20 protein-coding genes and 1 pseudogene are annotated in these 21,458 nt (G+C 71.2%); 5 read left to right on the forward strand and 16 right to left on the reverse strand.

What is annotated here, in order from left to right; translation table 11 throughout:
- Positions 1–15: 15 nt before the first annotated feature.
- The 4 genes and pseudogenes from Q1K33_RS07665 (at position 16) to Q1K33_RS07680 (ending at position 3,329) form a co-directional block, all read left to right on the forward strand.
- Complete coding sequence (locus Q1K33_RS07665) at positions 16–834, forward strand: ATP-binding cassette domain-containing protein (RefSeq protein ID WP_300402458.1); 819 nt, start codon at positions 16–18, stop codon at positions 832–834.
- Positions 835–836: 2 nt separating this feature from the next.
- Positions 837–1,463: pseudogene (locus Q1K33_RS07670) on the forward strand (ABC transporter permease subunit); the annotation flags it as partial.
- A 140-nt stretch (positions 1,464–1,603) separates the two neighbouring features.
- Positions 1,604–2,362: an ABC transporter permease gene (locus Q1K33_RS07675; protein ID WP_300402371.1), complete on the forward strand. Its 759-nt coding sequence runs from the start codon at positions 1,604–1,606 to the stop codon at positions 2,360–2,362.
- Positions 2,363–2,381: 19 nt separating this feature from the next.
- The gene (locus Q1K33_RS07680; protein ID WP_300402373.1) at positions 2,382–3,329 is read left to right on the forward strand and encodes an ABC transporter substrate-binding protein; all 948 of its coding nucleotides are present in this window, start codon (positions 2,382–2,384) and stop codon (positions 3,327–3,329) included.
- Positions 3,330–3,464: 135 nt separating this feature from the next.
- Here the strand turns inward: Q1K33_RS07680 and Q1K33_RS07685 are convergent, their stop codons facing one another.
- From Q1K33_RS07685 to dacB, 14 genes are all read right to left on the reverse strand, one after another.
- On the reverse strand, positions 3,465–4,595 hold the full coding sequence (locus Q1K33_RS07685; RefSeq protein WP_300402375.1) for a GNAT family N-acetyltransferase: 1,131 nt from the start codon (positions 4,593–4,595) through the stop codon (positions 3,465–3,467).
- 62 nt (positions 4,596–4,657) lie between these two features.
- Positions 4,658–5,245, reverse strand: coding sequence for a hypothetical protein (locus Q1K33_RS07690; RefSeq protein ID WP_300402377.1), 588 nt, complete (start codon positions 5,243–5,245; stop codon positions 4,658–4,660).
- Positions 5,246–5,254: 9 nt separating this feature from the next.
- A complete protein-coding gene (locus Q1K33_RS07695) occupies positions 5,255–5,719 on the reverse strand; it encodes a DUF3180 domain-containing protein (protein ID WP_300402379.1) in 465 nt (154 codons plus the stop codon).
- 29 nt (positions 5,720–5,748) lie between these two features.
- Complete coding sequence (gene folK / locus Q1K33_RS07700) at positions 5,749–6,318, reverse strand: 2-amino-4-hydroxy-6-hydroxymethyldihydropteridine diphosphokinase (protein ID WP_300402381.1); 570 nt, start codon at positions 6,316–6,318, stop codon at positions 5,749–5,751.
- On the reverse strand, positions 6,311–6,685 hold the full coding sequence (gene folB / locus Q1K33_RS07705; protein WP_300402383.1) for a dihydroneopterin aldolase: 375 nt from the start codon (positions 6,683–6,685) through the stop codon (positions 6,311–6,313). Before folB ends, folK begins: the two co-directional genes overlap by 8 nt.
- Positions 6,682–7,638, reverse strand: a complete 957-nt coding sequence (folP, locus tag Q1K33_RS07710; RefSeq protein ID WP_363319654.1) for a dihydropteroate synthase — start codon at positions 7,636–7,638, stop codon at positions 6,682–6,684. The genes folB and folP overlap by 4 nt, the downstream gene beginning before the upstream one ends.
- A gap of 42 nt (positions 7,639–7,680) precedes the next feature.
- Positions 7,681–8,685: an endonuclease/exonuclease/phosphatase family protein gene (locus tag Q1K33_RS07715; protein WP_300402385.1), complete on the reverse strand. Its 1,005-nt coding sequence runs from the start codon at positions 8,683–8,685 to the stop codon at positions 7,681–7,683.
- A 179-nt stretch (positions 8,686–8,864) separates the two neighbouring features.
- Positions 8,865–10,457 carry a sulfatase gene (locus tag Q1K33_RS07720; RefSeq protein WP_300402387.1) on the reverse strand — a complete coding sequence of 531 codons (1,593 nt, stop codon included), beginning with the start codon at positions 10,455–10,457 and terminating at the stop codon, positions 8,865–8,867.
- A 10-nt stretch (positions 10,458–10,467) separates the two neighbouring features.
- The gene (gene folE / locus Q1K33_RS07725; RefSeq protein ID WP_363319656.1) at positions 10,468–11,067 is read right to left on the reverse strand and encodes a GTP cyclohydrolase I FolE; all 600 of its coding nucleotides are present in this window, start codon (positions 11,065–11,067) and stop codon (positions 10,468–10,470) included.
- A 63-nt stretch (positions 11,068–11,130) separates the two neighbouring features.
- Positions 11,131–13,203, reverse strand: a complete 2,073-nt coding sequence (ftsH, locus tag Q1K33_RS07730) for an ATP-dependent zinc metalloprotease FtsH (protein ID WP_300402389.1) — start codon at positions 13,201–13,203, stop codon at positions 11,131–11,133.
- A 153-nt stretch (positions 13,204–13,356) separates the two neighbouring features.
- Complete coding sequence (gene hpt / locus Q1K33_RS07735) at positions 13,357–13,908, reverse strand: hypoxanthine phosphoribosyltransferase (protein ID WP_300402391.1); 552 nt, start codon at positions 13,906–13,908, stop codon at positions 13,357–13,359.
- Positions 13,909–13,930: 22 nt separating this feature from the next.
- Positions 13,931–14,986 (reverse strand): tRNA lysidine(34) synthetase TilS, encoded by a 1,056-nt coding sequence (gene tilS, locus Q1K33_RS07740; protein WP_300402393.1) that lies wholly within the window; start codon positions 14,984–14,986, stop codon positions 13,931–13,933.
- Positions 14,983–16,059 (reverse strand): zinc-dependent metalloprotease, encoded by a 1,077-nt coding sequence (locus tag Q1K33_RS07745; RefSeq protein WP_363319655.1) that lies wholly within the window; start codon positions 16,057–16,059, stop codon positions 14,983–14,985. Before Q1K33_RS07745 ends, tilS begins: the two co-directional genes overlap by 4 nt.
- Before the next feature lie 356 nt (positions 16,060–16,415).
- A complete protein-coding gene (gene dacB / locus Q1K33_RS07750) occupies positions 16,416–17,960 on the reverse strand; it encodes a D-alanyl-D-alanine carboxypeptidase/D-alanyl-D-alanine-endopeptidase (RefSeq protein WP_300402394.1) in 1,545 nt (514 codons plus the stop codon).
- A gap of 182 nt (positions 17,961–18,142) precedes the next feature.
- On the opposite strand from dacB, the gene Q1K33_RS07755 reads away from it, so the two are divergent.
- Positions 18,143–18,637, forward strand: coding sequence for an inorganic diphosphatase (locus tag Q1K33_RS07755; protein WP_300402467.1), 495 nt, complete (start codon positions 18,143–18,145; stop codon positions 18,635–18,637).
- A gap of 86 nt (positions 18,638–18,723) precedes the next feature.
- Here Q1K33_RS07755 and Q1K33_RS07760 read toward each other — a convergent pair whose 3' ends face one another.
- Positions 18,724–19,404: a class I SAM-dependent methyltransferase gene (locus tag Q1K33_RS07760; protein WP_300402396.1), complete on the reverse strand. Its 681-nt coding sequence runs from the start codon at positions 19,402–19,404 to the stop codon at positions 18,724–18,726.
- 27 nt (positions 19,405–19,431) lie between these two features.
- Positions 19,432–21,423 (reverse strand): acyl-CoA dehydrogenase family protein, encoded by a 1,992-nt coding sequence (locus tag Q1K33_RS07765; protein WP_300402398.1) that lies wholly within the window; start codon positions 21,421–21,423, stop codon positions 19,432–19,434.
- Between the last annotated feature and the right edge of the window lie 35 nt (positions 21,424–21,458).

The raw sequence follows: 21,458 nt of genomic DNA on the forward strand, positions 1-21,458 counted from the left end.
GATCGAGCCCAGACGATGATCGAGTTCGAGTCGGTGACCAAGCAGTTCTCCGACGGCACCGTGGCCGTCGAGGACTTCAACTTCGTGCTCTCGTCCCACCAGACGACCGTCTTCGTCGGATCCTCCGGCTGCGGCAAGACGACGCTGCTGCGGATGATCAACCGGATGATCGACCCGACCTCGGGACGGATCACGATCGACGGTGAGGACATCACCTCGCGCGACAAGGTCCAGCTGCGTCGCAGCATCGGCTACGTGCTGCAGGCGTCGGGTCTGCTGCCGCACCGCAAGGTGATCGACAACGTGGCGACGGTGCCCGTGCTCACCGGCATCCCCAAGGCGAAGGCCCGGGCCGAGGCGCTCGAGCTGCTCGACAAGGTCGGGCTCGATCGCACGCTCGCCCAGCGCTACCCACGCCAGCTCTCCGGCGGCCAGCAGCAGCGCGTCGGCGTCGCCCGTGCCCTGGCGAGCGACCCCAACATCCTGCTGATGGACGAGCCCTTCGGCGCCGTCGACCCGATCGTGCGCGCCGATCTCCAGACCGAGCTCAACCGCCTGCAGGCGGAGCTGGGCAAGACGATCGTCTTCGTGACCCACGACATCGACGAGGCGTTCCTGCTGGCCGATCAGGTCGTCATCTTCCGCAAGGGCGGGGTGATCGCCCAGGCCGGCACACCCGCAGAGATCCTCTCCGCCCCCGCCGACGACTTCGTCGCCTCCTTCATCGGGGCCGACAAGGGCAAGCGCAAGCTGCGGGTGGAGCGCGCGGACGACGGCACCGAGCTCGTCGTCGACGAGGACGGCCGCCCCATCGGCGTGCTCGGCGGGGCCTGAGCGTGGACTGGACCCGCAACAACCTCGACCTCATCGGTGAGCTGACCTGGACGCACGCCCAGCTGGCGTTCCTGCCGATCGTGCTCAGCTTCGTCCTGGCCCTGCCCCTCGGCTGGCTGGCCAACCGCAACAACGTGTCGCGCTCCATCGTGATCACCACCGGTAGCCTGCTCTACACGATCCCCTCCCTGCCGCTGTTCGTGATCCTGCCGCTGGTCCTGGGCACCAAGGTCCTCGACGCCACCAACCTGGTCGTCGCCCTCACGATCTACGGGGTGGCGATCATGACCCGCTCCGCCGCCGACGCCCTGGCCTCGGTCGACGCCGCGACGATCGACGCCTCGGTGGCGGTCGGCTTCTCCCCCGCCGCCCGCTTCCTGCGCGTCGAGCTCCCCCTGGCCGGGCCCGTCCTGCTCGCGGGGATCCGGGTCGTGTCGGTCAGCACGATCGCCCTGGTCTCGGTCGGCGTGATCATCGGCTCGCAGAACCTCGGCTTCCTCTTCCAGAACGGCAAGCAGCGCGGCATCCTCGAGGAGGTCGTCGTCGGCATCCTGGTCAGCCTGCTCCTGGCGCTCGTCTTCGACGTGGCCATCGTGCTCATCGGCCGGCTGCTCATGCCCTGGAACCGCAAGGACCGCACGACCCACGGCCGCGTCACGGTCCCCGGCCGGGAGGAGCCGCTCGCGACGTTCGAGGCTGCGCGGTCCGTCGGCGGTTCCGGCGGTTCCGGCGGTTCCGGCAGCGCGCCAGCGGGTGGCGGTGATCGCTGATGGAGTTCTTTCTCAGCGCGCTGCGCTGGATCTTCGACCCCGACAACTGGCAGCCGGGCAGCCTCAGCCCGCTGCCGATCCAGGACCGACTCGTCGAGCACCTGCAGTACACCGCGGTCTCGGTCGTGATCGCAGCCCTGATCGCCCTGCCACTCGGCTTCTACATCGGCCACACCGGCCGTGGCCGCCAGTTCGTCATCGGGTTCACCGGCGCGATGCGCGCCCTGCCCACCCTGGGCCTCCTCTACTTCCTGCTGATGGTCTTCGGCTACTGGCTCTCCTTCGACACCGCACCGATCGTCGGGGCCACCATCTCCTTCGTCATCCTGGCGATCCCGTCGATGCTGGCCGGCGCCTACGCCGGGCTGGAGTCCGTCGACCGTCAGACGATCGATGCCGCACGCGCCAACGGCATGACCGAGATGCAGATCCTCACCAAGGTCGAGATCCCGCTGGCCCTGCCCCTCATCATCGGCGGCCTGCGGGCCGCCACCCTGCAGGTGATCGCGACCGTGACGATCGCCTCGTACGCCGGACTCGGCGGCCTCGGTCGCATCATCACCAGCGGGATCGGTCTCAACGACTACGACCGCATCCTCGGCGGCGCCCTCCTGGTCACCGCCCTCGCCCTTCTGGTCGACGGGCTCTTCGCCCTCGCCCAGCGACTCACGGCCCGTCCGGGAGTCACCGAGCAACGCCCCGCGGCACGGCGCCGCACCAGTCGGTCACCACGGCCGCGCACGTCAGAGCACGTGTGACACGAAGGGAACCATCACCATGCGCAACTCCACTCCTCGGCGCCTCACCGCGGCTGCCGCCGCGGTCGGCCTCGCCGCCGCCCTGGCCGCCTGTGCCTCCGACGACCCGACCGCCAGCGACCCCGCCGGCAGCGGCGAGGGCGACGGCAGCGGCGCGGGTGGCTCGGTCACCATCGGGTCCTTCGCCTTCCCCGAGAGCGAGATCCTCGGCGAGATCTACTCCCAGGCACTCGAGAACGGCGGCTTCGACGTCACCGAGCGCTTCAACATCGGCCCGCGCCAGCAGACGATCCCGGCACTGCAGGACGGCTCGATCAACCTGATCCCCGAGTACAACGGCAACCTGCTCGCCTTCTACGACACCGAGTACACCGAGCGCACCACCGGCGACGTCGACGACGCGCTCGTCGATGCCGTCGCGGCCGACGACCTGGTGGTCTACGCCTCGGCGGCAGCCGAGGACAAGGACGCCTACGTCGTGACCCGCGCGACCGCCGAGGCCAACGATCTCACCTCGATCGGTGACCTGTCGGCGCTCGAGCCGTTCACGCTGGGCGCCAACCCGCAGTTCGGCGAGCTCGGCTACGGCATCCCCGGCCTGGCCAGCGTGTACGGCGTCGAGGACGTGAAGTTCCGCCCGATCGAGGACTTCGGCGGGCCGGACACGGTCAAGGCCCTGGTCGACGACTCCGTGCAGGTGGCCGACATCTACACCACCTCGCCGGCCCTGGTCGCCGAGGACCTCGTCGTCCTGGAGGACCCGGAGAACCTGATCTCCTCGCAGAACATCATCCCGCTGCTCTCCGCGGACATCGACACCCCGGACCTGGAGGCCATCCTCGACGAGGTCTCGGCCGCGCTCGACACCGAGGACCTGATCGCCCTGCGCGACCGGGTCGAGGGTGACGAGAAGGCGTCGGCCGAGCAGGCGGCGACCGACTGGCTGACGGAGAACGGCCTGATCTGAGGTCGCAGACGGATCGCGAGGAACGAACGAGACGTCGTGGCGACCGAAGATTGAGCAAGCGACACGGCTGAGGCACGAAGCCGTGCGAGCGCGTCGAAATCCGGTGACCTGGCAAGCGACAGGAGGAGACGCCTGTCAGGTCACCGGTACGTCCCTGTGCCAGGACTGCGTGACGTACTTCGTCTTCCAGCCCATGGACGAGTAGAGGTTGTCGGCGCCGGTCGACGAGTCGGCGTCGACCTCGAGGCCGACGCGGTCGCGGCCACGTGAGGCGGCATCGGCGATGATCGTGCGGAGCAGGCCCTTGGCCACGCCGCGGCCACGGGCGGCCTTGACGACGCCGATGTAGGAGACGTAGGAGCCGTCGGGGCTCCCTCCGCCACCCTCCGACAGCGTGCCGACCAACGCGCCGGCCGGGATCGGCTTCTCGCCCTCGGGCACGTCGACGATCTCCGCCAGCCACCACTGGTCCCAGCGGTGGCCCGGGTCCTCGCGCAGCCGGAAGACGAACTCGTCGAAGGTCTCCTCCCACGAGTTGAAGTGGTCGAGGAAGGCCTCTTCCAGGATGTCGTGGACGTCGCGCAGGTCGTCCTCGTCCGGCAGCCCGGTGCCGGCGCGCCGTACCTTGCGGAAGCGCACGCCGCGCGCCTCCCACAGGTCCGGGGACTCGACCAGCTCGACCTCGTCGGGCTCCACCGGTCGGTTCATCTGCCACCACGTGCGGACCTGCTCGAAGCCTCCGGCGCCGAGCCACGTGGCCTGGCGCTCGTCGCCCTCGAAGGCTCCGGTGTCGATCTGCTGGACGTCGAGCCCGCGGGCGCCACCGAGGACCTTGGCCTGCTCGACCGCCCAGTCGATGAGCACGTCGGAGCAGGCCCGAGCGAGCCGGTCGGGAAGATCGCGCTCGACCACGTGGACGAACAGCATCCGGCCGCCGGCGCGGTCGTGGACACTGCCCCAGGCGCGGATCTCTCCGCGCTCGTCGCGCACGACGACGTTCTCGCGGGTCAGCAGGCCCTGGGCGGAGACCTCGACGAGCACGTCGTCCACGCTCGCCCCGGCCCACCCGCGGCCGTGCCGCTCGTGGGCGCGGAGCAGGTGCGTCAGCCGCGCCAGGTCGGCCAGGTTGGCCGGGTCGGGGGTGTCGATGCTCCAGTCGTCGGCGAGCGCCGCGGGGGGCTCGACGTCGAGCTCCTCGAGATCACTCTCGAACCGAGAGTCCTCCGGCACCTGCACCCGCCACTGCTGTCGTTCGTCTCCAACCACGGACCCCACCGTACCGTCCGCGACCTGTCGCTCCGGTGGGGTCGTCCGGAAGGACGGTGGTCTCAGGCGTGCTTGCGGGTCGGCGCGCCCTGGCCGGCGCGCCACTCGGAGATCACGACGTCCAGCTCCTGCTCGAGCTCGGCGACCCGCACGATCGCGAGAGCGGCCCGCTCCTCGGCGTCGTCGCGGCTGCGCGAGAGCCGGTCGCGCTCGGCGGTCAGGCGACGGGTGCCGTTGCGCTCGGAGTCCAGGTCGCGACGCGCCTGGGCCAGCTCTGCAGCAGCCTCGGAGAGTCGCTCCTCGAGCCGGGAGATCGTCGCCTGGTGGCGGGTGATGCGACCGCTGGTCTCGGCGACGTAGATCGCCTGCTCGGCCTGCCGCTCCTCGGCGAGGCGGCGGTAGGCCTGGGCCTGCTCGGCGCGGTCGCGCCCGGCGTCGCGACGGGAGTCGACGACCTCGGCGTAGGTGATGCGGACTGCGGCCGCACCCAGGGCGGTGGCCGCGATCCCGGCGAGGACCGTGAGCACCAGCGAACCCGTCAGGGCAGCTGCAGCGACCACCACGCCCGCACCGAGGATGAGGAGGGAGGCCGTGAGGAGCCGGGTGGAGCGTTGACGACGACGGGAAGGCCGTGCAGACGGGGAAGTCATGGAGCCAAACTAATCGGCTGAACCGTCCCGACGGACGCGACACGCACGCTCGAGGAGCAGGGAGACGATCACCACCAGCGCGCCGGCCGCGGCCGCGACCAGCGACCGTCCGAGCCGCTGGTCGGCCAGCTCGGCGCCGTCCCCGACCCAGCTGAGCGCGTAGCCCAGGTAGCCGCCACCCACCAGGGAGCCCACGATGGCGCACGCGCGGGCCAGCACCAGGCGGTTGAAGGCGTGCTGCGGGTCGAGTCGCTCACGACGCGTGTGCACGACCCGCCAGGTCGCCCACGCAGCCGCCCCCACGATGGCGGCGACCAGCAGCAGGAGCACCGGCTGGGTCCAGGTGATGACCGGGGGCGTGCCGCTGCGATCCGTCAGCGGGTGCACCAACCAGCCGGCCGCCAGCCCCACGATCGCCCAGATCGCGAGGACCGCGCCCGAGGTCGGTCGCAGGGAGCCCTGGTCGTCGCTCACGACATGCCGGCAGCCGTCGGGGCCGTGCGTCAGTTGACGTCGAGCTCGAGGTCCTCGCGCAAGGTGATCGCGTCGAGGCCCAGGTTGGCCAGCAGGTCGGCCACCAGCCCGAAGCCCGGGAGCTCGGCGTCGGGCTCCAGGTCGAACCATGGCTTGAGCACGAACGCGCGCTCGGCGGCGCGGGGGTGCGGCAGGCGCAACGCCTCGGTGTCGCTGCGTCGGTCACCGACGACGATGAGGTCGACGTCCAGCGTGCGCGGGGAGTTGGGGACGTCGCTGCGCTCGCGGTCGAAGGCGTCCTCGACGGCCAGCGCCCGGTCCATCAGTCGGTTGGCGGCCAGCGTGGTGTCGGCCAGCACGACGGCGTTGAGGAAATTCTCCGAGCCGGGCGGGCAGTCGACGGGCTCGGTCTCGTAGATCGGCGAGACCCCGGTGACCCAGACGTCGGGGGTGTCGGCGATCGCGTCGACCGCGCCCTGCAGGGTGGCCAGGCGCTCGCCCAGGTTGGAGCCGAGCGCGATCACGACCCGGCGGATCGGACGCATCTCCCCCGTCAGGGTGTCGGCGTCGACGATGTAGGGGTTGGGGGTCTCAGTCACGGGTGCCCTCTTGCTCTCGGGTGATCGTCAGCGTCACGTCTGCGAACGTGGCGTCGATGGGGGCGTCCGGCTTGTGAACGCTCACCCGAGCCCATTCAACACGACCGTCGGTGAGGCAGACGGACGCGATCCGCTGGGCAAGGGTCTCGATCAGGTCGACCGGATCATTCTCCACGGCGGCTTTCACCGAGGTCACGAGACTCCCGTAGTCCACGGTGTCGCGCAAGTCGTCGCTGGCGGCCGCGGGCGACGTGTCGATGCCGAGCACGAGGTCGATCACGAACGTCTGCCCGTCGCGCTTCTCGGAGTCGAAGACCCCGTGGTGCCCGAAGCACTCGATGCCGAGGACGGCGAGCTCGTCCGTCACGTCTGCTCCCACACGCTCAGCACATCACGAGCGCCCCGAACGTCGTGCACCCGGACCCCCCAGACGCCGCGCTGGGCGAGCAGCAGGGTCAGCGCGTGCCCGGCGACCTCGCGCCCGCCGACCTCGCGCGGCGCCCCGTCCTCCCCCGCCAGCAGAACTCCCAGGAACGACTTGCGGCTCGCACCGACGAGGAACGGGAACCCCATGGCGCTCAGGTCGCCGCCGGGAGCCAGAGCCCGCAGCAGCTCCCAGTTGTGCTCCGGGCGCTTGGCGAAGCCGAGGCCGGGGTCCAGGACGATCCGGTGCTCGGCGATCCCGGCCGCGAGCAGGTCCTCGACGCGGGCGGCGAGCTCGCGGCGCACTCCCCCGACGACACCGCCCGGCCCGTCGTACGTCGTCATCTGGGCCATCCGGTCGGCATGGGCACGCCAGTGCATCGCGACGTACGTCGCGCCCGCGGCGGCGGTGACCGCCAGGATCTCGGGGTCGGCCAGCCCCCCGGAGACGTCGTTGACGATGGTGGCCCCTGCGGCGAGCGCCTCGGCGGCCACCTCGGCGCGCATCGTGTCGACCGAGACGACCGCGCCGTCGCCGGCGAGGGTCGCGATCACCGGCACCACCCGGTCGAGCTCCTCGCGCACCAGTGGCCGCGTCGCCCCCGGGCGGGTGGACTCGCCGCCGATGTCGAGCACGTCGGCACCGTCGGCCACCAGGGACCGGCCGTGGGCGACTGCCGCGTCGGTGTCGGCGTACCGACCCCCGTCGGAGAACGAGTCGGGCGTGACGTTGACGACCCCCATCACGACCGGCGCGCCTGCCCGGCGGCGGGAACCGGCACGCGAGCCGTCGTGGGCTCGGTGGGTGCCGGAAGCGCCCCGCGTCCCGTGGGTCCTGTCCACCTGCGGATCCAGCCCCTCGGTCGACAGCACGAGCTCGTCAGTCTCGCCTCTCACGCCCGGCCTCGCAAGCCGCCGCCCTCCCGCTGCTCGCCAGGATCAGGAGCGTTCGGTCACGTCCATGTCGGCCCACCCGATCAGCAGGTGGTGGTCGGAGGACGTCTTCACGACGCGCAGGCTGCGAAAGCCCCGAGCGGTCGTCCTGTTGGCCGAGAAGAAGATGTAGTCGACCTTGGCCCGACGCCCGTCGCCGGTGACCTGACGGCAGCGGCAGTCGGGCCCGCCCAGTCGCTGCTTGGTCGCCTCGCGGAAGCGACCGACCCCGTCGAAGCGGTAGAGGTGGTTCATGGTGGCGCGCTGGGGCTCGGCGTTGAAGTCGCCACCGAGCACGACCAGGTCCTGCTTGCCGACCCAGGGGCCGGTGATCCGCCGCACCTCTCGGGCCTGCTTGGTGCGCACGATCAGCTCACGACGACCGGTCGGGGAGATCAGGTGCACCGAGCACGCCCGGTGCCGCACGATCGTCGTCCACGAGACGCACGCCAGACCGGTGCGGTCCGACTTCACGCGCTGGGTGGTGAACGTGTGGGTCGTCGGCAGGCCGACGCTCCCGCCGGTCCAGATGGCGACGTTGCCGACCTGTCGCCGGACCCCCAGCAGTCCGCTGTCCCGACTCGACCCCCGCATGCACTTGTCCCGCTCCCGCTCAGGCTTGTAGGCGACCGTCCAGGTCGGGTGCCGGCGGCGCAGCTGGTCGGCCTGCCACCAGCAGACCTCCTGGAGCAGGATCACCTCGGCCCCGGTCTTGCGGGCGGCCGTGAGCGCCCGGCTCATCGCGGCGGAGCGTTTCTCGATGTTGTGGTCGACGACGCGGATCCGGCGCAGGGCCGGGGAGAAGGACGGTTCAGCGCCCTGCGCCTGCGTTCGTCGTGCCGGCAGCTCGGCGCCCGACGTGGCTGCCGGGACCTCGGCAGCGACCTCAGCCGCAGCAGGAGCCGTCAGCGGGCCGGCCAGGACCACGGGGCCGGCGAGCGCGGCGAGAGCGCCCCACAGGGTTGCTACCGCCAATGCAGCGGACCGCGACGTCCCGGTTCGCACACCCACGCAGGCAACTCCTCATCCGCTCGACCGCCGCCACGGACGCTAGCGCCCGAGGTGCCTCCGTGTCCGCAGACCGGTCAAGTCGACCCGTGACCGGGGTCACGCCCCCGGGGTCCGCGGGCGGACGGCGTCGTCGGGGACGCCGGGGCTGGTCAGGGCTGGCCAGGGCTGGTCAGGGGTCGTCAGGGGTCGGCGAGCGGCCCGGCTCCCGGGGCGGGGCCACGCTGCTGGGGACTCATCACCGGCGCCAGGTCCGGGCGGCAGTCGGAGCCGTTGCACTGCGTCAGGACGAAGGCTCGCTTGGCCAGCTCCGTGCGCACCTCGCGGTAGCGCGGATCGTCGGCACGGTTGCGCAGCTGGAAGGGGTCGCGGTCGCGGTCGTAGAGCTCCACGAAGCCGTCCCGCTCGTAGCGCACGTAGGTGTAGCGAGAGGTCCGGACACCGCGGAACCACCACCCGGTCGGGAACTTCTTCAGGTTGCTCGCACCGGCCTGGATCAGCAGGGTGCGATCGTCCACCTCGGCGGCCTCGGGGCCGGTGCGGACATGGATCGGTGCGCCGTCGACCTCGATCAGCGGCGTCGCTCCCGCCAGCTCGGCGAACGTGGGCGCGAGGTCGATCATCGCGGCGGTCTGGGCATTCTGGACGCCCTGGGGCAGGCCCAACCCGGCCATGACGAGCGGCACCCGGATCGCCTCCTCGTAGCCGAGGATCTTGCCCTGGTAGCGGTGCTCGCCCATCAGGTAGCCGTTGTCGGAGGTGAAGACGACCAGGGTGTTGTCGGCGGATCCGCTCGCGCGCAGGGCCTGCACGATCGTCTCCACGCCCTCGTCGACCGCCGCCAGGGCACCGGCGCGCGCCCGCTGCAGGGTGTCGATCCGCTTCGTCGGGATCATCGGCCGACGCCGCAGGAAGCCCGGCTTGTCGTCCATGGCCTTCTCGTTGAACGAAGGCTTGGCGCGCGCCCGCGCCACGAGGTCGGGGTGCAGCGTGCGGTGTCGACGCGCCACCACCGGTGGGAACCGGCACCCGCCGGCCTCGGCCCTCACCGGGCAGCGGCCGTGCGGACCCACGAACGAGGTCCACAGGAAGAAGGGCGTGTCCTCCGCCGCCATCTCCTCGATCAGCCTCGCACTGCGTCGGGCGACGTAGTCGGTGTGGTACGCCTGGGGGCGGAACCGGTCGCCGTTGTTGTACTGCCCGTAGCCGAGGTACTGGTAGATCGCCTTGATCGTCGGGTCCCAGTGGTCCCAGCCGACCTCGACGCCGCCCTCCTTGGCGTCGCGCCCCTTGTAGCCGTTGAGGTACTTGCCCACCATGGCCGTGTGGTAGCCGGCCTGCTGCAACCACACCGGCATCGCCGTCTCCGGCTTGAAGGCGTCGTAGCCGCCGTACCGCCCGGAGTTGGCGCGGACGCCGTTGTTCTGGGCGTACTGGCCCGTCAGCTGCTGGGCGCGGGACGGACAGCACAGCGGCTGCGGCGCCGTGAAGTCGGTGAAGGTGACCCCGGCCTGGCCGAGGAGGCGCTTGACGCGCGGCAGGTAGCGCATCTCGTCGAGTGTCATGTCGTCGGCCGAGATGAAGACGATGTTGGGCTGGGAGCCGGGTTCGTACGTCGTGCCCGGCGCGCCGGTCGTGCCCACCGCCGTGGTGTCGGCGCCGGAACCGGCCGGCTCGGTGCCGGCGAGCTCGGGACCGCCGAGGGCGTTGACCGCCATCGGGAGACCGATGAGCAGCGCGACGACCAGGAGGCCGACGTACAGGCGACGTGACATCAGCACCGGCTCAACGGTGGTGGTGGATCAGCGCCATCGCCTCGGCGCGCGTGCTGGGGCTCGTGAGCATCACACCGCGCACGGCCGACGTGATGGTCCTCGCGCCGGCCTTGCGCACCCCGCGCATCGTCATGCACAGGTGCTCGGCCTCGATCACCACGATCACGCCACGGGCGTCGAGGATGCGCATCAGGGACTCGGCGACCTGGGTGGTGAGGCGCTCCTGGACCTGCGGGCGCTTCGCGTAGACGTCGACGAGCCGGGCCAGCTTGGACAGGCCGGTGATCTTGCCGGACGCGGCCGGGATGTAGCCCACGTGAGCCACCCCGGTGAACGGCACGAGGTGGTGCTCGCACATCGACCAGAGCTCGATGTCGCGGACCAGCACCATCTCCTCGTGGCCGAGGTCGAAGGTGGTGGTCAGGACGTCCTCGGGTCGCTCGCGCAGTCCCGCGGTGAGCTCCGCGTAGGCGCGGGCCACCCGGTCCGGGGTCGCCTGAAGCCCCTCCCGGTCGGGGTCCTCGCCGATCGCGAAGAGCAGCTCGCGGACGGCCGCGGCGGCCCGGTCGTGGTCGAAGGCAGGCACCGTCGTCACATCCTGCTCGGGCAGGGCGATCTTGTCGGTCACACGGATCCTTCGGTCGAGCGTGGGTGAGGGGGCACGACGGGCAGCTCAGCTGGGCGGAGTCGGGGGCGTGGGCTGCCCGGGGCTCCCGGCACCGCCGACGCCCGGGTCGCCGTGCACGTCGCCACCGGGCCCCGGCGGTGTCACGATCACCCCGGAGCCGTTGCTGTTGCCGTTGGCCGCCACGCTGGCGGCGACCCGGTCCCGGATCTCCTGGGGGATCTCGACGGGCGGGATGGCCGACGGGTTGCGGTCGGGCGACCCCGTCCAGGCCGGCCGCTCGGGGCGCCGACGCAGGGCCTCGAACACGGCCGCCACCTGGGCCTTGTCGAGTGTCTCCTTGTCGAGCAGCTCGAGGACCAGGGCGTCGAGGACGTCGCGATTCTCCTCGAGGATGTCGAAGGCCTCCTGGTGGGCGGCGGCGAGGAACTTCTTGGTCTCCTCGTCGACGATCGCGGCGATGTCCTCGGAGTAGTCGCGCTGGTGGCCCATGTCGCGCCCGAGGAAGGGCTCGCCACCGGAGTCGCCGAGCTTGATGGCACCCAGCCGCTCGGTCATGCCGTACTGGGTGACCATGGCGCGCGCCATCGAGGTGGCCTTCTCGATGTCGTTGCCGGCCCCGGTGGTCGGGTCGTGGAACACCATCTCCTCGGCGGCCCGGCCGCCGAGCATGTAGGCCAGCTTGTCGAGCATCTCCGAGCGCGTCTGGGAGTACTTGTCCTCGTCGGGCAGCACCATCGTGTAGCCGAGGGCGCGACCGCGGGGCAGGATCGTGATCTTGTGGACCGGGTCGGTGCCCGGCAGAGCCGCTGCGACGAGGGCGTGCCCGCCCTCGTGGTAGGCGGTGATGAGCTTCTCCTTCTCGCTCATCAGGCGGGTCCGGCGCTGCGGCCCGGCGATCACCCGGTCGATGGCCTCGTCGAGCTCCTCGTCACCGATGGACTTCTTGCCGCTGCGTGCGGCCAGCAGCGCGGCCTCGTTGAGGACGTTGGCCAGGTCGGCGCCGCTGAAGCCCGGCGTACGGCGGGCGACCGAGGTCAGGTCGATGTCGTCCTCGAGCGGCTTGCCCCGTGAGTGGACCTGGAGGATCTGCCGGCGACCGCTGAGGTCGGGGGCATCGACCTGGATCTGCCGGTCGAAGCGCCCCGGGCGCAGCAGGGCGGGGTCGAGGACGTCGGGGCGGTTGGTGGCGGCGATCAGGATGACCCCGCCGCGCACGTCGAAGCCGTCCATCTCGACGAGGAGCTGGTTGAGGGTCTGCTCGCGCTCGTCGTGGCCGCCGCCCATGCCGGCGCCGCGGTGACGACCGACGGCGTCGATCTCGTCGATGAACACGATGGCCGGCGCGTTCTCCTTGGCCTGCTCGAACAGGTCGCGCACCCGGCTGGCGCCGACGCCGACGAACATCTCGACGAAGTCGGAGCCCGAGATGGAGTAGAAGGGCACCCCGGCCTCGCCCGCGACCGCGCGGGCCAGCAGGGTCTTGCCGGTGCCGGGCTGGCCGTAGAGCAGCACGCCCTTGGGGATCTTGGCGCCGACGGCCTGGAACTTCGCGGGCTCCTGGAGGAACTCCTTGATCTCGCCGAGCTCCTCGATCGCCTCGTCGCAGCCGGCGACGTCCTCGAACGTGGTCTTCGGCATGTCCTTGGAGATCAGCTTGGCCTTGGACTTGGCGAACTGCATGACACCGCGTCCGCCGCCGCCCTGCATGGAGTTCATCAGCCACAGGAAGATGACGATGATGAGCAGGATCGGCAGGAAGCTGACGAGCAGCGTGCCGAGCAGGCTGGGCTGGGGGTTCTCGGAGTTGGACTTCTCGATCGTGCCCTCGGCGACCTGGGCGTCGACCGCGGCGATGATGCCCTGCTGCTGACCGAGGACGTAGTGGGTGGTGACCTTCGCGCCCTCGTCGCGCACACCGTCGTCGAGGACCGCCTCGATGGTCTGGTCGCCGTCGATGAAGGTGATCTCCTCGATCTCACCCTGCGCGACGTACTCCTCCATCTCGGAGGTCGGGACCTCGTCGAACCCGCCTCCGGGCGCCAGGAACTGCAGGGCAAGGAGCACCCCGACGACCGCCAGGCCGATCCAGACCCACGGGCCCTTGAAAATGCGCTTCACGCCACTTCTTTCCTCGCAACTGTGAGACCGACGACGCCTACCTCCGCGTCGTGGTCAACCCATCGTCTCAGACGGGTGGGTAGGCCATCTCACCCAGTGGCGCTCACCCGGCGGCGGGCCGGTGACGGGCCGGCGACGGGCCGGCGACCTCGGTCAGGAGTAGACGTGGGGCGCGAGCGTGCCGATGTCGCGCAGGTTGCGGTAGCGCTCCTGGTAGTCGAGTCCGTAGCCGACCACGAACTCGTTGGGGATGTCCCAGCCGACGTACTTGACGTCGACAGGCATCTGGAGGGCCTCGGGCTTGCGAAGCAGGGTGCAGATCTCGACGCTCGCGGGGCTGCGCGAGGCCAGGTTGGCGGTCAGCCACGACAGCGTCAGCCCGGTGTCGATGATCTCGTCGACGATCAGCACGTGGCGACCGGAGATGTCGGTGTCGAGGTCCTTGAGGATCCGCACGACACCGCTGGACTTGGTGCCGGAGCCGTAGGAGGAGACCGCCATCCAGTCCATCTCGATGTGGCCGGAGAAGGCGCGGGCCATGTCGGCCATCACCATCACCGCACCGCGCAGGATGCCGACGATGAGGAGGTCCTCACCGGCGTAGTCGCGCTCGATCTTCTCGGCGAGCTCTCCGAGCTTGGCCTGGATCTCGGCCTCGGTGAAGAGCACGTTGACCAGGTCGCCGTCGATGTCGGAAGCATCCATGCCGGTCAGCGTAGGGGGTCGGTCAGTCCCGTGGGTGCGTCGGGCCGAAGCGCAGGTGGTCGCCCGAGCGGAACGCGGTGACGTGGCCCGGCAGCTGGATCTGTCGAGGCAGCTTGTCGCGGTTCCAGACCTGCTCCTCCAGCGCGTCGACGTGGACGGCGAAGAGCTCGCCGGCCGGGCACCCGGCACGGAGCGCGGCGAGACGGAGCATCCGGGTGCGGATCGGCTGCTCCAGCGTCTCGATGGCCCAGACGTCGAAGCCGGACGCGTCGTCGTAGTGGTCGGCGAGCGCCGCGTCGGCACAGGAATCGAGCAGCTCCATGTCGGGGCGCAGCTGCTCGGCGGTGCGGGCAAGGGTCTCGGCGACTCCGGGGCCGAGCTCGCGCTCGAGCACGGGCAGGGCGGTCGTGCGCACCCGCGAGCGGGCGAACCGCGGGTCGCTGTTGTGCGGGTCGGTCCAGAAGTCGATGCCCTCCGCGCGACACGCCGCCTCGGTCTGGGCACGCCGTACGTCGAGCAGCGGACGCAGGAAGTTGGTCGTCCAGGCGTCGTACGGCTGGCCGGCGACGGCGTCGCTGAACTCCGGGCGCATCCCGGCGATCGAGCGGCCACCCGAGCCGCGGGCCAGGCCCAGCAGCACCGTCTCCGCCTGGTCGTCGAGCGTGTGGCCCAGCAGCACCCGCTGGGCGCCGAAGCTCTCGGCGACCTGTCCGAGCACGGCGTAGCGAGCCTCGCGAGCCGCCGCCTCGACCCCGCGGCCGCCGGGGTCGACCTGCACGCGGGCACTCACCGTCTCGTCGACGCCGAGGGCCGCCATCTGCTCCACGACCCGGGCGGTGTGTCCCGCGCTGTCGTCCTGCAGTCCGTGGTCGACGACGGCGCCGATCACACGCACCGGCGCGCGGCGCAGCTCGAAGACGGTGGCGGCGAGGAGGGCGAGGGAGTCGGCGCCACCCGAGCAGGCGACCACCACAGCGTCCGTCTCGGGCACCCAGTGCCCGCCCTCGCCGTCACCGAGGACGTGGAGTCGACGCCGTACGGCGAGCCGGACCGCCGCGACGGCGGGGTCGAGGCTCACAGCACGCGGGTGACCCAGGCGTCGGGGTCGGCGAGCTCGGCCTTGGAGGGCAGGTTGTCGGCGCTCTCCCAGACCGCGTTGAACTCGGTCATCCCGACCTTGTCGACGACGCTGCGCACGAAGTGGGCGCCGTCGCGGTACTGGGCCATCTTGGCGTCGAGGCCGAGGAGCCGCCGCAGCAGCCGGTCCAGCGCGCCGACGCCCTTGCGGCGCTCGGTGAAGCGCTCGCGGATCCTCTCGACGCTCGGGATCACGCTGGGTCCGACGCCGTCCATCACGACGTCGGCGTGACCTTCGAGCAGCGACATCATCCCGGTGACCCGGTCGAGGATCTCCTTCTGCTCCGGGGTGCTCATCAGGTCGACGATCGAGGCCTTGCCCAGGCCGTCCTTCATGCCGTCACTGATCCGCTTGACCAGCTCGTCGATCCCGCTGGGGGTGACCGTGGACGACAGGGTCTCGATCTCGGAGTAGAGGTGCTCGCGCATCCACGGCACCGCGGTGAACTGCACCCGGTGCGTCTCCTCGTGCAGGCACACCCACAGGCGGAAGTCCGTCGGGTCGACGCCGAGCTCCCGCTCGACGTGGACGATGTTGGGCGCCACCAGCAGCAGCCGACCGTCGGGGGCGTGGAACGGGTCGAACTGCCCCAGCACCTTGCCGCCCAGGAAGCCCAGCAACCCGCCGACCTCGAGCCCGGTGACCCGCGAACCGATGGCGATCGCCGTGCGGGACGGGGGCTTCTTCTCGCTCAGCTTGCCCACGAGGGGCCCCATCACGTGCTTGAAGGCGTCGGCATTGGCCTGGATCCACCCCCGCCGGTCGACCACGAGAACAGGCGCCGTGTGGTCGGCGGCGACGAGCCCGGTGAAGTCGCGCACCAGCCCGGTGGACCGCTCCGCGTCGGCGCGCAGCTGGGCGACGGCTTCGTCGGCCTCGGCCCTGCTGACCACCGGGCCGTCACCGGCGAGGCGCGCCCCGACGCGTACGGCGAGGTCCCAGTCGACCATCCCGTAGGGATCGGGCGACCCGGCGCGGGTGCCTGGCTCAACTGGCCCGTCTGGCGCTGTCATGCGCCGAACCTACCGTGCGACCCGAACGACGGGACCTCGGCGGCCGCGGGGCCGTCGGCGCCCTGGGTCCCGAAAAACACGGGAAGACCCACTCAAGGCATTTCCCCCCAGAAACGCCGAGCAGGTCCTTCCGTGTCCCTCCGAGAAGCCCCCGAGACCCGCGATCCCCCCAGGGCCGCGGACCCTCCCGGGCCAGTGTGTCGAGGTCCCCCCGGACCTCTCGACACCCAGAACACTACGAGGGCCGCCGTCACGTGCGGGGCACACGATCTCCACGAGATCCCCAGCGTTCGGTAACAACGCCGGGACGGGGCCTGAGGCGCGTCACGGGCCGCTGACGGTCGACTGACAGGCGCTCACGGGGAGCAGCGGCAAGCCCCGAGCGAGGCCGCGGCACTGTCCAGGGTGGTGCGCGCCGTGGCGCTGCCGGACTCGGGGATCCGGTCGGCCATCAGGACGAACACGAAGACCGTGCCGTCGAGGTCGGTCCCGATCCCGGCCAGCGACGAGACCGACTCCAGCGTGCCGGTCTTGGCCCGGATCCTGCCCAGGCCGGCGGGCGGGCCCTCGTCCATCCGGATCGCCAACGACCCGGTGAACCCGGCGACGGGCAGACCCTCGACCACCGCGCGCAGGTCGGGACGGCTCGGGTCCGCGGCCAGGCGCAGGACGTCGACGAGCAGCCCGGGCTCGGCCCGGCTGGCCCGCGACAGCCCGCTGCCGTCGAGGAACCGGCTGGGGCCCAGGCGGATCCCCTCGGCACCGAGCACCCGACGTACGCCGCGGCGACCGGCCTCGGTCGAGCCCGCACCCACCTCGGCCAGTCCCACGTGGCGCAGCAGCACCTCGGCCGCCTCGTTGTCGCTCACGTCGATGATCCGCTGCACGATCTCGCCCAGGGGTGCGCTCTCGACCTGCGCGAGTGCCTCGCCCCGGTCGGGGGCGACGTCCGCCTCGGGACCCGCGACGACCTTGACCCCGGCGCCGCGCAGGGCAGTCGTGAACGCCGAGGCGGCGTCCGCGCTCGGATCGGCGACCCGGCCGAACCGGGTGATCGTGCGTCCCTCGTCGACCCACAGTGCCGAGGTGGGGCTGACGACGTCGATCAGGTAGTCGTCCTCCCACGTCGGGTTCTCGGCCGGACCGGTGAACAGAGCGTCGTCGTAGGAGACGCGCACCCTGCGCACCTGCGCCTCGCGGAGCGCGGCGGCGGTCTTGTCGGCGAGCGTCGTCAGGTCGGCGCGGGCCGGGTAGGGCCAGTCCTCGCCGCTCGGGGTCAGCGCGTCCCGCTCGAGGAACGGGTCCCCACCACCCACGAGGGTCAGCCGGGGAGCGCCGCGACGCGACCGCGCGAGCACCGTGGTGGTGGTGAAGACGTGGTCGGAGCCCAGGGCGAGCAGGGCTGCCGTGCTCGTGACCAGCTTGGTCGTCGAGGCCGGGATCGCGGGCTGCTCGCCCGCCGTGAAGACCGCCGGGCCGCCACCCAGCAGCGCCACCTCCGCCCGCACGTGTCGTCCGAGGTCGGCCCGTCGCAGGTACGGCGCCAGCGCTCGCCGTACGGCGGCCGGGTCCAGCGCCCCGCCGGTCGGTGACGGCTGCGCCACCGGATCCGGCCGGACCACCTCCGGCAGCTGCAGGCCCGGCGGAGGCGCCACGCTGACCGGGTCACTCGACGCCACGTCGGCCGAAGACGGGGCATCGGCCTGGTCTCCGCCCAGCAGCGAGTCCAGCGGTCCGTCGAGCAGGTCGTAGCGCCACGTGGCGACGCCACCGCCGACGAGCAGCAGGACGAGCACCAGCACGAGGGTCCCCCGCAGGGAGCCGCCCGACGCCTGGGGCGCGGATCGCGAGACGGACCTGGACGACGACCTCGACGGGGACCGGGACGACGACTTGGTCATCGTTGCCGCCTCTCCTCGTCAGGTCTGCGACCGGACCACGGGCGAGGTCTCGGTCTCCCCAGGCGATCCCGGGTGCGCGTGCCACGCCATTGTGCGGGACACTGTGCCCCGGGCCGGAGCGGCCCTCGACGTACCCGAATGAAATCCCGACCTGCCCCGATGCTGCTTGGAGGAATCACGTGCTGGAGTTCGACGTGCTGGTGGAGATCCCCAAGGGGGAGCGCAACAAGTACGAGGTGGACCACGAGTCCGGCCGGATGCGCCTGGACCGGGTGCTCTTCACCTCGACCCAGTACCCCGCCGACTACGGCTACATCGAGGACACCCTCGGCCAGGACGGCGACCCGCTCGACGCCCTCGTCCTGCTGCCGACCAAGACGTTCCCCGGCTGCCTGATCCGCTGCCGCGCGATCGGGATGTTCCGGATGACCGACGAGGCCGGCGGCGACGACAAGGTCCTGTGCGTGCCCGCCAACGACCCGCGTCAGGAGCACCTGCGCGACATCAGCCACGTGCCGAAGTTCGACCGTCTCGAGATCCAGCACTTCTTCGAGGTCTACAAGGACCTCGAGCCCGGCAAGTCGGTCGAGGGCGCCGACTGGGTCGGCCGCACCGAGGCCGAGGCCGAGGTGATGGCGTCGTTCGAGCGGGCCAAGGGCGCACCCAAGTCGCACTGACGCTGCCGCACAGCAACCGACGAAGTGGCCCCTCCCGGCGTCCGGGAGGGGCCACTTCGTCGGTTCGGGCCTCGTAGGCGGGCCAGTCAGCCCTTGACCCCTCGGAAGTACGCCATCGCGCCCGACCGGGCGAGCATCGGCGCGGCCACGCCCTGACCGTGCAGCCACTGCACGACCTCGATGCCGGTGCAGCCCGGCCCCAGGAGCCCCGCGAGCCGACCGATGCGCCGCATCGGCTCGTGGCGCAGGCCGGAGTCGTTGAGCAGCGTGCTGCCGGTGATCACGCCGCCCGGCTTGAGGACCCGCATCATCTCCATCACCGCACGCGACGGCTCCGGGAAGCAGTGCAGTCCGGTGAAGGACACCACCATGTCGAAGGAGGCGTCCTCGAAGGGCAGGCTGCCCACGTCCGCGATCCGCGGGACGACCTGGTCGTCGACGCCGCGCTCGCGCGCGGACTCCATGGTGCGCTCCAGCATCGTCCGGGCGATGTCGGCCGCGACGTACTCGATCCCCTGCCCCGGCTGGAGCCCGCGCAGGGCGACGCCGCCGCCGCAGGGCACGTCGAGCACCCGCGAGCCCGGGACCAGCGTGCCGATCTCGGCCGCGGCGGCGTACAGCTGGCGCAGGTCGCTCTGGATGGCGGCGGCCCACAGCGCACCGCCGACGGTGGGGTGCTCGACCGTCCAGTCGTAGACGCCCGCCCACAGCGGGTCGTCGCTCCAGCCACCGAGTCCGGGGATCCGCAACCCGGCTAGCCCCGCCATGGTCGCCTCCTGAGGCCCCTCATGCCCTCAGGCCACCGGACCGACGAGCTCGGGAGCACGCAGCATCGCGTGCGGGACGCCGAGCGCGTCCACGAGGTCGCCCGCCAGCGGGCGGATCTTGCGGCACAGGCTGTTGATCTCGCGACTGATCGCCTTGCTGCGCTGGATCGTGAGCCGACCGTGCTCCATGAACCACGCCCGGTCCGACTCGATGACGCACAGCGCGTGCAGGTCGCAGAGCAGCGACAGGGCGACGCGCTGGTCGCCCCCGGGCAGCGCCTGGGTCTTCTCCACGAAGGCCTCGAGGACGAGTCGCTCCATGTGGGCGTGCGCCGAGCCGATGACGTGGTCCTGCACGCGGGAGAAGACCTCGCCGGGATTCATGCCCTGGTCCATCCCGCGCTTGAGCCGCCGAGCGGCGCCCGAGAGCATGTGCTCCTCACGGAAGCGCAGCATCGTCAGCTGGTAGTCGGGGTCGAGCAGGCCGGCGTCCTGGTCCCACCCGTCGGCATCGCCGGGCAGGGCGTCCTTGATCCGCTCGAGCAGCTTGTGCACCCCGGTGCGCTCGATGATCGTCTCGACGCCGAGCTCGGCGACGAACTTCACCATGCCGAACTGGTCCATCTCCTCGAAGCCGCTCGAGTAGTCGGTGAGCAGTCCCTTGGCGACGAGCTGCATCAGGACGTGGTTGTCGCCCTCGAAGGTGGTGAACACGTCGGTGTCGGCCTTGAGCGCGGCGAAGCGGTTCTTGGCCAGGTAGCCCGCTCCCCCGCACGCCTCGCGGCACTCCTGGATGGTGCGCGTCGCGTGCCACGTGCCGAGCGCCTTGGTGCCGGCGGCCCTCGACTCCAGCTGGCGTCGGGCGATCTCCTCGTCCACGGTGCCGGAGAAGATCTCGTGCACCTGCGCGGCGACGACCTCCTGCGCGAAGTGCAGTGCGTAGGTGCGTGCCAGGAGCGGGAAGAGGCGGCGCTGGTGCATGCCGTAGTCGAGCAGCAGCTCCTCCTCGGTGTCGCTGGTCGCCTCGAACTGACGCCGGCGCAGGGCGTACTTCGTGGCGATCGTGATCGCCACCTTGGCTGCGTTGATCCCGGCGCCACCGACGCACACCCGGCCCTGGACGAGGGTGCCGAGGGTGGTGAAGAAGCGCTTGTTGTCGCTGTCGATCTCGCTCTCGTAGACCCCCTCGGGGGTCACGTCCGCGAAGCGGTTGAGCAGCGCCTCGCGGGGCACTCGGACGCCGGAGAACCACAGCCGGCCGTTGTCCACGCCGTTGAGGCCCATCTTGAGTCCGTCGTCCTCGATCCGGACCCCGTCACAGGCCTCGCCGTCCGACCGGATGGGTACGACGAACGCGTGCACGCCGTGCGAGGTGCCGGCGACCTCGAGCTGGGCGAAGACCACCGCGAGCTCGCCGTGCACCGCCGCGTTGCCGATGTAGTCCTTGCCGGCCTCCTCGGAGGTCGTCTCGATGACGAACTCCTGGGCGTCGGCGTCGTAGGTCGCCACGGTGCCGAGCGCCTGGACGTTGGAGCCGTGACCGGTCTCGGTCATCGCGAAGCAGCCCATCAGCTTGCCGGTCACGATGTCGGCCAGGTAGCGCTCGTGGTGGCGCTCGGTGCCGAGCTGGAGGATCGCGCCGCCGAACAGGCCGAACTGCACCCCGACCTTCACCAGCACCGACAGGTCGCCCAGGGCGAGGGTCTCGAAGGCCGCGAGCGACGCGCCGATGTCTCCCCCGCCGCCGTACGCCTCCGGGAAGCCGAGGCCCGTCTGGCCGGTGGCGGCCATCGCGACGGTGACGTCCTTGACGCGCTCGCGGAACTCGTCGTGACCCATCGTCTCCGCGTCGTCGAGCACCGCCGCGTAGTCGGAGAGGTTGCGGCGCACCATCTCGCGGACATCCACGTAGCGCCCGTCGAGGAGCTGGCGCAGGGAGCCGACGTCGACCTGCGGCTGCTGGTAGCCGTCGGCGTTGTCGGCGACGGTCGCGTCGGGGGGCACGGTGTCGGTAGCCATGACCCCAAACTACTGGCCGCTCGCGGGGGCGCCCA

Origin of the sequence: Nocardioides sp. (genome assembly GCF_029937575.1) — a bacterium.
Taxonomy (GTDB): domain Bacteria; phylum Actinomycetota; class Actinomycetes; order Propionibacteriales; family Nocardioidaceae; genus Nocardioides.

What these genes read in the sequence shown, in the direction of transcription:
- hpt (WP_300402391.1), bottom strand. Translation starts at nt 13,908, where the DNA reads ATGGATGCTTCCGACATCGACGGCGACCTGGTCAACGTGCTCTTCACC.
- dacB (WP_300402394.1), bottom strand. Translation starts at nt 17,960, where the DNA reads ATGACCAAGTCGTCGTCCCGGTCCCCGTCGAGGTCGTCGTCCAGGTCC.
- Q1K33_RS07665 (WP_300402458.1), top strand. Translation starts at nt 16, where the DNA reads ATGATCGAGTTCGAGTCGGTGACCAAGCAGTTCTCCGACGGCACCGTG.
- Q1K33_RS07680 (WP_300402373.1), top strand. Translation starts at nt 2,382, where the DNA reads ATGCGCAACTCCACTCCTCGGCGCCTCACCGCGGCTGCCGCCGCGGTC.
- Q1K33_RS07675 (WP_300402371.1), top strand. Translation starts at nt 1,604, where the DNA reads ATGGAGTTCTTTCTCAGCGCGCTGCGCTGGATCTTCGACCCCGACAAC.
- Q1K33_RS07745 (WP_363319655.1), bottom strand. Translation starts at nt 16,059, where the DNA reads ATGACAGCGCCAGACGGGCCAGTTGAGCCAGGCACCCGCGCCGGGTCG.
- Q1K33_RS07720 (WP_300402387.1), bottom strand. Translation starts at nt 10,457, where the DNA reads ATGTCACGTCGCCTGTACGTCGGCCTCCTGGTCGTCGCGCTGCTCATC.
- Q1K33_RS07765 (WP_300402398.1), bottom strand. Translation starts at nt 21,423, where the DNA reads ATGGCTACCGACACCGTGCCCCCCGACGCGACCGTCGCCGACAACGCC.
- Q1K33_RS07690 (WP_300402377.1), bottom strand. Translation starts at nt 5,245, where the DNA reads ATGACTTCCCCGTCTGCACGGCCTTCCCGTCGTCGTCAACGCTCCACC.
- Q1K33_RS07760 (WP_300402396.1), bottom strand. Translation starts at nt 19,404, where the DNA reads ATGGCGGGGCTAGCCGGGTTGCGGATCCCCGGACTCGGTGGCTGGAGC.